Raw genomic sequence first — 11,705 nt, 5'->3', positions numbered from 1 at the left:
TATAGTAAATCTTAGATAAAACCGATACAATATTTATAACCAATTCATTTAGTGAAATAAACGATGACCTATTCAATCGACTTTCGCAAACAAGTGTTACGAAGCATTACCGATGGCATGACCATTCGAGAAGCAGCTAACTTTTATCAGCTTAGCACAAGCTCGATTCATAGCTGGCAGCAGAGCTTAGTTCCTAAAACAACCAGAAATAAAGCACCGACTAAAATATCAAATGAAGCCTTACTGAAAGATGTTAAGCAGCATCCAGACGATTATATGTACGAGAGAGCACAGCGTTTAGGCTGTAGTAAGTCAGGCATAGAAGCCGCATTAAAACGCCTTAGCATCAGTCAAAAAAAAGACCTTAAAACATCCAAAAGCCTGTTTGATAAAAAGAGCTAAGTATCTCAATCATTTAAGTAATTATATGACTCAAGGCTATCCCATCGTTTATATGGATGAAAGCGGCTTTGAGGCTGAAACTATCAGACCTTACGGCTATGCACGGATAGGTAAACCCTGTGTCGACAGCTACAACTGGCAAGCAAAGAAGCGTACGAATGTCATCGGTGCTCTCTATAAAAAAATGCTGTTTGCGCTTGATTACTTTGAGACCAATATCAATAGTAATATATTTTATGACTGGTGTAAGTTCACACTTATTCCAAGTCTTAAAACCAAGAGCGTGATTGTCATGGATAACGCTCGGTTTCATAAAAGCAGACGTATCCAAAAACTACTCAACAGACATGGCCATCGTATTCTTTGGCTGCCGCCGTACAGCCCTGATCTGAACCCTATCGAGAAGAAGTGGGCACAGGCTAAGTTTCTACGCCAAGGGTGGATGGAGAATAATCTGCCTAAACTGTTTCAGGATATGGGCTGTTCCAGTTTTATTGTGGATTGACTATATCCTGACGTGTCTATTAGAATAACAATTAAGTCAACTGCAACGAGCCTTTTGCACCCATTACCATGTCGATCACATCGTCAGCGCTAATGATGGTAAATCTAGGGTCAATCTCTGATTCAGCCACACCATTATGCTGCATGCAAGCGCCGCAGACTAGGACCTGCCCACCTTTCTCGACAAAGGCTTCTAGTAGTTTGGCAGCAGGCTCAAAGGGTGCACCAATATCGACACCATCCAGCGAGTTTGGCTTGGCCAGATAGACGGCGTCCACCATCAATATCAGAGCGGCTGAATGCCCTTTTTCCAACGCTTTAAACGCCATCGTATAAGCGACGGTAATCTTGTTGGGATTGCTCGTATCATCAAACAGTGTTCCAACATAATCTGTAGTGTTAACCATGCTACTCTCCTTATTGGCCTTCTTGGGTTTTTTTGTTATAACATCAACACCATCTATACTAGCATTTATTATATATATTTATATAATGACTTGTTATGAAATAGTAGCCTTAAGGTGAGCAGTTGTGACAGACTGTCAAACGCACACTTACATTAATATCAGTCCTTCGGCGGCCATGGACGATCATCATCACTCTCAATCCATTCAGCTACATAGCCTGTCGGCGGCATCTTCCAATCAGGTTTGCCCATCGCATCCAGCACTGCTTGAGTTTCAATCACTCGACCTTGACTGGTGACGCCAGTCCGCAGCAGGGCAGAGGAGCAGGGCTTGCCCTTGACCCACATGGACTGCTCCACATAGATCCAGCGCTCATCAATAGCAGCGATATGCGTCTTCATGGTGACCTGGTCAAAGGCACGGATGCGTTTGCGGTATTGTACGGTACTCCCTGCGACGACCAGTCCCCAGCGGTTTTGCAGTAGCTGTCTGCCAAGTCCAGTACGAATGGCAAAGTCCGTACGGCCTAAGTCATAAAGGGTTAGCACTCGACCATTATTCATCTCAAGGAAGTTATCAATGTCTGTTAGGCGACAGCGAAATTTAATTTCGCCAGTAGCAGTAAAATCTAATTGAGCGCCTATCGTTTTAGCGGCAATTGCCTGAACGATGGCTTTACTAAAACGAAAAAATGGATACATAAACTTGTCTCAATTGTTCAAAAAGGTAGTTGTTATTTAGGGTGATTGGTCATTTATTCGACTGAACCCCAATAGACTGAAAGTAAGCACTGACGGTTTCAGGTAACCAATTGATATCAAATCTCGATGTTTTATAAAGCTGGGGAGATCTGGCTTTTTCGGTGCGATAACGAATAAAGCCCACGTGTCCACCATGCTCAGTCTCTAAGATAGTGACATGATCAGAGACATCGTTTGTCGTGGCAGTAAAGCCAAGAAAAGGATCGTCTTTGGCACTGATAAGCAGTAATGGGCGGCTGACATTGATGAGATGGGGTAGGGCAGAGGCACTATGATAATAATGGTTGTTTGAGCGATAGCCATGACGTGGGGCGGTAAATATGTGATCAAAGTCACTGATACGATTGACCGACTTGATAGAGTCAATCTCCTCGGTGCTGATATCGTTTGCCAAGGCTTTTTTGATAATGGGATTGAGCAGATATGGCGTATAAATACGATGACTCAAAAAATTATGCATGGTAATCGCCGCTGATGACATATCCACAGGGGCAGAGATGACCACTGCGCCTTTACATATGGCGTCGTCACCATACTCGCCCATATACTTTGCCAAGGCGTTGCCGCCAAGAGAGACCCCGACAGCATAGATATTGGCATAGTGCTCATGTAGGTTTTGCAGCATATGCTGTACCTCATCAGTATCGCCGGCGTTATAAAACACCTGTCCATTAGCAGGGATACCGCCACAGCTGCGAAAATGTGCCACCACAAAGTGCCAGCCCTGATTATGCGTCTGGTAGGCCAAGGCGCGCGCATAATGGCTGTCACTACTGCCTTCCATACCGTGAAACAATACGATCAGCGGTGTTTCTTCTCGCTGCGTCTGTAGTGTCGATGCACTGATTGGGTAAGCATCATAAAAGTCGTAGGCGATATCTGTCTCGTCTAGAGAGTCTTTTCTGATGACTCGGCGGTAGGTCGGCGTCTTAGGGGCAAAGAACTTGGGTAAGATACTTTGTAAGTGCGGGTTAGCGAGCCAGAAAGGCGGTTTAAAAGGTGTGGGCGTAAAGGCATCGGGGGCATTAGATATAAACATAAAAAGGTCTTATTGTCGTGATAGGAATGATTTATCATACCGACTGACAGGCCTAAAACCAATGAGTTTCAGTGAACGTTTGGTTACTTAAAGGGGGCTATAGTCAGGACTAAATAAAATCGATATATTATTAATAGTCACGTGCTCCTGGTATAAATTTTACTTGCTTGCTGTGCCTACGCCGACAGAGGCTGCGCAAAATTTATCCTAGGAGCACTGTATCGTTTTTAGAATGAATCAACTGTACTAAAACGATATTAATCGGCCTAATACTGATAATAAGACCAAGGTTTGAGTAACATTAATAGAAAAAAAGCAATCGCAAAGGGGCGTTATTCATGCACACGCCACAGTGTTAAAAAACAGTAGCGCTGTTTCTGGCACCCAATTGGTGTCTAGTCCTTTATCTTTCCAACGGACAAAGCCAACGTGACCACCGTGTGCTGGCTCGTACAGTATCACGCTGTTTGAGACATCGCCTGCGGTAGCACTAATGCCTAAAAAAGGGTCGTCTTTAGCGGTGATAATCAGGGTTGGTTTACTGGTTTTATGCAGGTGCGGCAGCGCCGAGGCTTGGCGATAGTAATCATAGGGCGAGCGGTAACCTAAGCGCGGCGCGGTAAAAGCCTCGTCAAACTCCTGAATACGCTCGCTGGCGGTAATTTTATTCAGCTCTGAAACATCTAACTGCTGCCTCAAAACCTTGGTCAGCATAGGGTTTAGTAAATAAGGAGTATAGAGCCTGCGACCTATCAGGTTTTCCATCGCCGTCGTGGCTGATGCCAGATCCAGCGGCGCTGATACCACTGTGGCAGCGGCACAAATGGCATCATCACCATAATCTGCCATATAACGCGCCAATAAGTTGCCCCCTAGTGAGACCCCCACCGCATAAATAGTTTCGTAGCGCTCGGCCAGTACTTCCAGCGTATGATGGGTCTCTGCGCTATCACCAGCATGATAGACCACCTCATTGGACATTGGCACGCCGCCGCAGCCACGAAAATGTCCCACCACAAAGTGCCAGCCGTGCTGCTCGACATACGTGGCTAACGTTCGAGCATAATGACTGGCACTACTGCCCTCCATTCCATGAAACAAGACTACCAAAGGCGTTTTGTAGCGTTGATGGTGCTGCGGTTGTGGCTCACTACTATCGATAAAATCATAAGCCACCTCACTGATTTGATGAGAGTCTAGTATCAGCTCACGACGATAGGCTGGATTATGTTTGACAAGGACAGTAGGCAAGATGGTTTGTAAGTGAGCATTGCTGAGCCAAAAAGGCGGCTCAAAGGGCGCAAAGTTAAAGGTATGACCATTGATAGTAGGCGGGGTTTTTAGTTCTGCTAGGCTATGTATTGACATGACAACTCTCTTAGTTTGTTGTTACCTATTCTTAAACGTAGCGGTGATTACTCATCCTCTAGCACCCGTCCATCCATTGCCAAACGTTCTTTTAATTTATCAATGTCTTGCTCAGCGATAGTGATGGTCAGCGTAACTTGCTTACTATAATCGACATCATCAATAGTGCCGTTTAAGTCCTCTACTACATAACGGCATTGGGCTTCGGTCGCAAAATCAGCCAGTATTTGTACTTGCGCCATAGGCACATAAGGGCGCAGTATCATCTCATCTACCGCCGCTTGCGCTGCACCGGCATAGGCACGAGTCAGCCCGCCAGCACCGAGTTTGATACCACCAAAATAACGTACGACGACAATGATGACATTACCAATGGCTTTGTGCTGTAGCACATTGAGTATCGGTCTGCCGGCTGTACCGTTTGGCTCACCGTCGTCATCGAAACCGGCACTGGTGGTGTTGTTAGGGTCGCCGATGATATAAGCCCAGCACCAATGACGGGCATCAGGATACTTTTCATGTAGTTGTTCCACATGAAACATAGCCTGTTCACGTGACGTCACAGGGTAAGCATAAGCGATAAACTCAGACTTCTTAATTTCAAGTCTGGCAGTGACAGATTTTTGCAGGGTCTGATAACTCATATAGTCGATGCACTCCAAAAAGAATATAGTGCTACTGGAATGAATTTGCGCAGCATCGAAAGGACGCAGCACGCAAGGAAAATTTATACCAGTAGCACGTTTTAATTTATAACAGTTTTATTTTTAATTGACTATATTGTTTTGATGATAAGCCTTTTGATGAATAGCCTTAGTATAGGTAGGATATGTTAAACTTGCCTCACTATAACAAAACTAATGGTAGCAAATAACATGCGTTTAGATAAATTTATTAGTAAAGCCACTGAGCTGTCACGCAAGGAGTCCAAAAAAATCCTGCATGCCAGTGAAGTGACGGTCAATGATGAAGTCGTAAAAGACCCTGGTTTACACGTCGATATTATTAATGATGAGGTCATGTGGGCAGGTGAGCCGTTATCGGTGGCAACGGGCAATCGCTATATCCTGCTGCACAAGCCTGAAGGCTTTGAGTGTACGCTAAAAGCCAAAGAGCACCCCATCGTCACCGAGCTGATTGCAGTGCCAGAGCTGGAGAGTTTACGTATCGCTGGCCGTCTGGATGTCGATACCACAGGGGCGCTGCTATTGAGTGATGATGGCAAATGGCTGCATCGGGTCACCAGTCCCAGACACGCGCATGCCAAAGTCTACGAGCTGACCTTAGCCGATCCTATGGACGAGAGTGCGCAGGCACATGCCATAAAGAAAGTCAGTGAAGGCATCTTGTTGGATGGGGATTACGAGCCGACCAAGCCTGCCACACTGGAGTTCATTGATGACACTCATGCCCGTCTGACTTTGGTACAAGGCAAATATCATCAAGTCAAACGCATGATGGGATACTTTGGTAATAAGGTCGTTGAGCTGCACCGTGCCAGTATCGGTCATATCACGCTAGGGGGTCTGGATAAAGGTGACAGTCGATTTTTGACCGAAGAAGAAGTGGCACAATTCTAACAGCAGATACATCGAACCCGCTTAACACCACTATCGATAGATCGCTATACTCGAAACGAAAACTGGCGATCTGTTGATGTTGCTTGTCTCTTAAAACTAAGTAGCAGTTTTGCAAAACAAAGCACCCAGTACTTATCAAAACCGAGCAATGTGCTACAGTCTCAATAGATTATTAATCTACTTTTTTACATAGTGTGGTCTATTTGTTTTTGAGTCGATAGAAGCATTCACTTTGTATCAATCTTGATAGGAAATCTATTGTGAAACTACCCATATTTAAGACGGCCAGTATCTTAAGTGCCATACTATTGGCCACCACAGCTTGTGCTCAATCTGATACTGCATCTTCTACCAACACCAATGCTGCTCAAAGTAGCCAAAGTGCAAAAGCAGAAAATAGCGTCAGTAGCGCTATCGACAGTCACTTGCGGCAAGTGCTCACCCAAGCGGGTATCAAAACCCAAATCACCACCATTACGCCATCCAACCTGCCCAATATGTATCAGGTGACGCTGGTTGGTCAGCCGCCACTGCATATAACGGCTGATGGCAAATATGTCATTCAAGCTGAGCTGCTAAAAAACCCCAACTCAAAGCGGATATTAAGTAAGACGCCGACGAGTATTGATAGCGCACAAATAGGCCAGCCATTAAATTCCAATGCCAAAACACCATTTTATTATACCGCTGTGCCAGGTGTGATTTGGGGCGCTAACTTAGAAGGCGTGCCCTTTATGGTATCAGCCGATGGACAGTACATTACTGATGGCGAGATATCCGTCATCGAAAACGGTCAGTTTATGGGGCTTGATGAAGATTTTGAAGCCCGCAAAAATCGCTCGGTATTTCATGCATTAAATGAGTCAGAGTTGATTACTTATCCAGCAACCGGCGCTGAAAAGGCAGTGATATACGTCGCAACCGATGTGAACTGTCCGTTTTGTCGCAGGTTGCATCAGCAGATGGACACGCTCAACAAAAAGGGCGTCACGGTAAAGACCATCGGTTATCCGATATATGAGCAGTCACCTGAGCAAATGCGTGCTATTTGGTGTCAAGCTGATGCGAGCAGTCGCCGCACCGCTTTAGATAAAGCGATGCTGCAAGGCGAGATGACTCCTGCTCCCACAAGCTGTCAGACAGATCATATCACACCAAACCGTGACAAAGCCGCTGGGTTGGCAGTGATGGCAACCCCAGCCATTTATCGTGAAGATGGTGTGCTGTTTCAAGCAAGCTTTGAGAGCCCTGAATTTTTAGAGTTTTTGGGCATAGAGTAGGAGTTGTTGAACATAGTCAATAAAAGCATCGCCAGCAAAAATCGCCCCAAAGTCACTTTGGGGCGATTTTTTATTCTGAAATTTTAAGCAATCTTTAAGGCAACACCACATTGATGATCTTCCAGTCAACCAACCCTTGGCGCTGCATCTCTACCGTAAGTGGATAGCCTTTGACCTGCCCACTGATGGTAAAACAGTTGATGCCACAGTAACTGAGTTTTGGTTGATCACTATCAGCGCCTTGAGAGGCTTGCTGTTCTAATTGCGAGGCTTGTTTGGTCATCATTTGCTGGACTTGCTGTTTGATGACTGTATTGACATCACCACGATGAATAATCAATTCCTGAATGAGGTTTTTTAGATCTACCTGATTGCTGGCGATGGCCCATGCCGCAGCCAACTCTTTGGTGGCTGTATTGGCTTGGCCTTGAGTTTCGATCAGCTTTTCGATGTTTTGAGCGGTAAGCGCTCCATCAACAGACTGACTGATGAAGCTATTGGCTGCTTGAGTGAGTGGCTCACCGCCGAGCTCTGCAACGAGTGGGTAGCTGGCTATAGTATTGGCAAAATTACGGGTCAATTGACCTTTGACATTAGGCCGCAGCTGTTCATAGTCGATTGCTGCCGCAATGGCCGCTCCATCTTTGGCATCATAAGCGTTTTTGAGCTGATAGGCCGTATAGTAGGGCGAGCCTGCATATATGGCCACCGCAATGACGATTAACAATGTCAATAATGTAATCAGCTTCTTCATAGGTTTTGCTGCCTTATCGCAAACTTAATATTATGATGGCGATAAATACTAGCACGACTTTGGTCAATAAAGGTATGAAAATGTTACGGTGGATTGCTGTATAAGCAAGGATTTAGACTGGTTTTGGTGTCGTTTATCAGTATGGTATCGCCAGTTAAGAATTTACTGCTGATAGCGCTTGATAATTCTAGCGGTCATCTCCATTAATAGCGCAAACTATTATACTTTTTATACTAACTGATTTGGTCAAACAGTACCACGTCGTCCCAGTTGATAATCTTTCCATTTTTATTGGTTATGTTTTTATAAGTATGGCCTCCGTTTGATGTTTCATGTGAAACAGACATGAGCGTTTAAAAGTCAAAACGGACCGTGAAAATAAAGATTACCGCTGGCGTTACTGTGACAACGATAGGAGAGCCCATGAGTAAGCGCGATTTTTATGAAGTATTAGGCGTTAGTAAAACTGCAGACACTAAAGAGATAAAGAGAGCTTATCGAAAGCTGGCGATGAAATATCATCCCGATCGCAACTCTGATGATCCTGATGCTGAAGAAAAGTTTAAAGAAGCGTCGATGGCTTATGAGGTACTGAGTGATGAAGAAAAGCGCTCAGCCTATGATCGTATGGGTCATGCCGCCTTTGAAAATGGCATGGGTGGCGGCGGCTTCGGTGGCGCTGGTGGTAACTTCCAAGACATCTTCGGCGACATCTTTGGCAACTTTGGCGACATCTTTGGCCAGTCACGTGGTGGCGGTGGGCGCTCACGTCGTGGTTCCGATTTACGTTATGTCATTGAGTTGACGCTAGAAGAAGCGGTGCGTGGTACTAAAAAAGAGATCAGTTTTACCGCACCAGCCCCGTGTGATACCTGTGATGGTAAAGGCGCTAAAGACGCCTCAGACGTGGTGACTTGTCAGACCTGTCATGGTCAAGGCCAAGTCCGTATGCAGCAAGGTTTCTTTGCGGTACAGCAGACCTGCCCCCATTGCGGCGGCTCGGGTAAACAAATCAAAAACCCATGCTCTGACTGTCATGGTAATGGCGTAAAAGACAAGTCGCGTACGTTAGAGGTTTCTATTCCAGCTGGGGTAGATGATGGCGATCGTGTGCGCTTAGCTGGCGAAGGAGAAGCGGGCGGGGCAGGCGTGCAAAATGGTGACTTGTATGTGGAAGTGCGAGTTAAGCCACACGAGGTGTTCAATCGTCAGGGCGCTGACCTCTATATGGATGTGCCAGTCAGTATTACCGATGCCGCCTTGGGTAAAGAAGTCGAAATCCCAACCTTAGATGGTAAGGTAAAAATCAAAGTTGCAGAAGGTACGCAAAGCGGCAAACTATTGCGAGTGCGTGGCAAAGGTGTAACGCCAGTACGTACCACTATGAGAGGCGACTTGATCTGCCGAGTGGTGATTGAGACACCTGTGAATTTGACTCGTGAACAAAAAGACTTGCTGCGTCAGTTTCAAGACACGCTTGATGGTGACAGCAAGCATCAACAGTCGCCACATAAAAAGTCATTTTTCAAAAAAATCGGTGATTTATTTGACTAGTGGTTGCCTGACGTAATCCTAGATGAGCCTAAGCCCAAAAGTTTCTTATGACGCTTTTGGGTTTTTTATTGCCCCTATAAAAGCCACTCAGACGGCGATATTTGCTAAACTTACTATAAACTATGGGTAAAAGTAACCTTACCACAATCAAAAAAAGAGAATCAGGATAAAAAATGAATCAAGCAAATAAAAACTCAACCATCAAGGTCGGTGTTATCGGTGCTGGTGGGCGTATGGGACGTATGCTGATTGAGGCCGTACAAGACAACCCACAAACCACATTAAGCGCTGCTATTGAACGACAAGGCTCTAGTCTCATCGGTGCTGATGCAGGTGAGGTGGCAGCGATAGGCCGACTACATGTATCGATTGTCGATGACTTAGTTGCTGTCATTGATGATATTGACGTGTTGATTGATTTTAGCTTGCCTGATGCCACCGAACAAAACATGCAAACGTGTGCTGAGCATCAAGTGGCGATGGTCATTGGCACGACAGGCTTTAATGAGCAGCAAGAACAAGTATTGTCTGAAGCCAGTAAGCATATTGCTATTGTTTATGCAGGCAATTACTCTACGGGCGTTAACTTATCATTAAAACTACTAAATATGGCGGCCAAAGCCTTCGGAAATACCGCCGATGTTGAGATCATCGAAGCCCATCATAAGCATAAAATTGATGCACCATCAGGGACCGCTTATATGATGGCAGAGGCCGTCGCAGAGGCCCGTGGACAAGACTTAGCAGAGGTGGCTGTATATGGCCGTGAAGGGCAGACTGGTGCACGGGAAGCAGGCACGATTGGTATTCATGCGGTACGTGGTGGCGAGATTGTCGGCGATCATACGGTGATGTTTATCACTGATGGTGAGATGATCGAAATCACTCACCGAGCACGGGCACGTATGACTTTTGCTGCAGGCGCAGTACGTGCTGCGACTTGGGTCATTTCGCAAAACAAAGGGCAGTATAATATGCAGGATGTGCTTGGGATAAGTGAGTAGGGTTACTTAGTCATCACTTTACACTAAAAAAGGCGGCACATATGAGCGTCAAACAGCGACAAATACGATCAAAGAATAGGTCAAGCTGTGGTCTTGCGATGGCTTATATGCGCCATGCAATGCTCGTTTTAAGTTTAGGTGTGCTATCGATTGGTGCCCAAGCCGCCACCTCTCAAACCTATGTCATTCATACCTATGGCGGTGAGGCGCTATTGCCCGCAGTACGTCAGCAGTTAGATAGCAGCCAAGGCGGTGGGAGTGTCTCGATTTATCAAGATAAGCTGATACTACAAACCACTCAGGCTAATTATCAGGCTGTGCAGCAGTTATTGCAGCAAATTGACGGTCAGCCGCAAGCATTGACTGTAGCGGTGCGCGTGGGCAATGATAGCAACATACAAAGTAGTGCTCAGCAAAGCCGAGTGGTCATCAGCAATCGAGGGATTGCAGGCGCAGGCGTGAGCAGTCAGCGTAATAGCCAGCAACAGAGTAACAGTACTTATCAGGTGCAAACGCTATCTGGCAGTGCCGCCAGTATCAGTACTGGTACACTGTACTCATTAACACAGAGTTATCAAGTGAATGGCTATCCGACTTATCATCGCCCATCAGCACAGATTACTATTCAGCAGCAAGTATTATTGCCAACGGTGCAGGGGATTACGGTCACCCCAAGACTCTTGCCCAATGGCCAAGTTGAGGTGCAACTATCACAAGCAGAAGAGAGACTGGTCAGCGTAGACTCTCATTACCGCCAAAGTAATGCTATCCGAGGGCAGCGCTTAAATAGCACCATTACTGTACCACGTGGACAGTGGGTCGATATTGGCCATATCTCGCAAAGCACACAACATAACACGTCAAGCTATGGGGGTAGTAGTGTCTATAGCAGCAATAAAAATACGCCTATTTGGTTGCTGGTGCAATAATAGAAGCCTTCTGTATTCATGTATTAATTTGACTTCCTCCCCGACCTAAAAGGAACGGGGATTCCTACTAAAGACGGCCAAGCCCGACCGCGAGAATGTTTTTTGCTCCATTAACATCTCTGT

General features: G+C 45.8%; 13 protein-coding genes. 7 read left to right on the top strand and 6 right to left on the bottom strand.

The window, feature by feature from the left end; all coding sequences use genetic code 11:
- Positions 1–63 precede the first annotated feature (63 nt).
- Positions 64–402, top strand: a complete 339-nt coding sequence (locus J3492_RS13315; RefSeq protein WP_243453171.1) for an IS630 transposase-related protein — start codon at positions 64–66, stop codon at positions 400–402.
- Positions 386–907 (top strand): IS630 family transposase, encoded by a 522-nt coding sequence (locus J3492_RS13310; RefSeq protein ID WP_243453170.1) that lies wholly within the window; start codon positions 386–388, stop codon positions 905–907. Before J3492_RS13315 ends, J3492_RS13310 begins: the two co-directional genes overlap by 17 nt.
- A gap of 31 nt (positions 908–938) precedes the next feature.
- On the opposite strand, the gene J3492_RS12595 is transcribed toward J3492_RS13310, so the two are convergent.
- The 5 genes from J3492_RS12595 to J3492_RS12575 all read right to left on the bottom strand — a co-directional run bounded on the left by J3492_RS12595 (position 939) and on the right by J3492_RS12575 (position 5,125).
- The gene (locus J3492_RS12595; RefSeq protein ID WP_207992392.1) at positions 939–1,313 is read right to left on the bottom strand and encodes a DsrE family protein; all 375 of its coding nucleotides are present in this window, start codon (positions 1,311–1,313) and stop codon (positions 939–941) included.
- A gap of 158 nt (positions 1,314–1,471) precedes the next feature.
- Positions 1,472–2,014 (bottom strand): acyl-CoA thioesterase, encoded by a 543-nt coding sequence (locus tag J3492_RS12590; RefSeq protein WP_207992391.1) that lies wholly within the window; start codon positions 2,012–2,014, stop codon positions 1,472–1,474.
- Positions 2,015–2,063: 49 nt separating this feature from the next.
- The gene (locus J3492_RS12585) at positions 2,064–3,113 is read right to left on the bottom strand and encodes a YheT family hydrolase (RefSeq protein WP_207992390.1); all 1,050 of its coding nucleotides are present in this window, start codon (positions 3,111–3,113) and stop codon (positions 2,064–2,066) included.
- 336 nt (positions 3,114–3,449) lie between these two features.
- On the bottom strand, positions 3,450–4,481 hold the full coding sequence (locus J3492_RS12580; protein ID WP_207992389.1) for a YheT family hydrolase: 1,032 nt from the start codon (positions 4,479–4,481) through the stop codon (positions 3,450–3,452).
- Positions 4,482–4,528: 47 nt separating this feature from the next.
- Entirely contained in the window at positions 4,529–5,125 is a 597-nt protein-coding gene (locus J3492_RS12575) for a YigZ family protein (RefSeq protein ID WP_207992388.1), read from the bottom strand.
- Between the two features lie 231 nt (positions 5,126–5,356).
- On the opposite strand from J3492_RS12575, the gene J3492_RS12570 reads away from it, so the two are divergent.
- Entirely contained in the window at positions 5,357–6,061 is a 705-nt protein-coding gene (locus tag J3492_RS12570; protein WP_207992387.1) for a pseudouridine synthase, read from the top strand.
- Positions 6,062–6,321: 260 nt separating this feature from the next.
- Positions 6,322–7,341, top strand: coding sequence for a thioredoxin fold domain-containing protein (locus tag J3492_RS12565; RefSeq protein WP_207992386.1), 1,020 nt, complete (start codon positions 6,322–6,324; stop codon positions 7,339–7,341).
- A 94-nt stretch (positions 7,342–7,435) separates the two neighbouring features.
- On the opposite strand, the gene J3492_RS12560 is transcribed toward J3492_RS12565, so the two are convergent.
- A complete protein-coding gene (locus J3492_RS12560; RefSeq protein ID WP_207992385.1) occupies positions 7,436–8,095 on the bottom strand; it encodes a DUF2939 domain-containing protein in 660 nt (219 codons plus the stop codon).
- 423 nt (positions 8,096–8,518) lie between these two features.
- Here J3492_RS12560 and dnaJ point away from each other — a divergent pair, with 423 nt between their 5' ends.
- The 3 genes from dnaJ to J3492_RS12545 all read left to right on the top strand — a co-directional run bounded on the left by dnaJ (position 8,519) and on the right by J3492_RS12545 (position 11,582).
- On the top strand, positions 8,519–9,649 hold the full coding sequence (gene dnaJ / locus J3492_RS12555; RefSeq protein ID WP_207992384.1) for a molecular chaperone DnaJ: 1,131 nt from the start codon (positions 8,519–8,521) through the stop codon (positions 9,647–9,649).
- A 173-nt stretch (positions 9,650–9,822) separates the two neighbouring features.
- Positions 9,823–10,653, top strand: coding sequence for a 4-hydroxy-tetrahydrodipicolinate reductase (gene dapB / locus J3492_RS12550; RefSeq protein WP_207992383.1), 831 nt, complete (start codon positions 9,823–9,825; stop codon positions 10,651–10,653).
- A gap of 41 nt (positions 10,654–10,694) precedes the next feature.
- Positions 10,695–11,582, top strand: coding sequence for a hypothetical protein (locus J3492_RS12545; protein ID WP_207992382.1), 888 nt, complete (start codon positions 10,695–10,697; stop codon positions 11,580–11,582).
- Positions 11,583–11,705: the final 123 nt, after the last annotated feature.

This window comes from Psychrobacter coccoides (genome assembly GCF_017498085.1).
Lineage (GTDB): Bacteria > Pseudomonadota > Gammaproteobacteria > Pseudomonadales > Moraxellaceae > Psychrobacter > Psychrobacter coccoides.
This window is presented reverse-complemented; position numbering and strand designations above follow the sequence as displayed.

Bases quoted from the DNA above. Each gene is read 5' to 3' on its own strand.
- J3492_RS13315 (WP_243453171.1), top strand. From the start codon at position 64: ATGACCTATTCAATCGACTTTCGCAAACAAGTGTTACGAAGCATTACC.
- J3492_RS12595 (WP_207992392.1), bottom strand. From the start codon at position 1,313: ATGGTTAACACTACAGATTATGTTGGAACACTGTTTGATGATACGAGC.
- J3492_RS12590 (WP_207992391.1), bottom strand. From the start codon at position 2,014: ATGTATCCATTTTTTCGTTTTAGTAAAGCCATCGTTCAGGCAATTGCC.
- J3492_RS12585 (WP_207992390.1), bottom strand. From the start codon at position 3,113: ATGTTTATATCTAATGCCCCCGATGCCTTTACGCCCACACCTTTTAAA.
- J3492_RS12580 (WP_207992389.1), bottom strand. From the start codon at position 4,481: ATGTCAATACATAGCCTAGCAGAACTAAAAACCCCGCCTACTATCAAT.
- J3492_RS12575 (WP_207992388.1), bottom strand. From the start codon at position 5,125: ATGAGTTATCAGACCCTGCAAAAATCTGTCACTGCCAGACTTGAAATT.
- J3492_RS12570 (WP_207992387.1), top strand. From the start codon at position 5,357: ATGCGTTTAGATAAATTTATTAGTAAAGCCACTGAGCTGTCACGCAAG.
- J3492_RS12560 (WP_207992385.1), bottom strand. From the start codon at position 8,095: ATGAAGAAGCTGATTACATTATTGACATTGTTAATCGTCATTGCGGTG.
- dnaJ (WP_207992384.1), top strand. From the start codon at position 8,519: ATGAGTAAGCGCGATTTTTATGAAGTATTAGGCGTTAGTAAAACTGCA.
- dapB (WP_207992383.1), top strand. From the start codon at position 9,823: ATGAATCAAGCAAATAAAAACTCAACCATCAAGGTCGGTGTTATCGGT.
- J3492_RS12545 (WP_207992382.1), top strand. From the start codon at position 10,695: ATGAGCGTCAAACAGCGACAAATACGATCAAAGAATAGGTCAAGCTGT.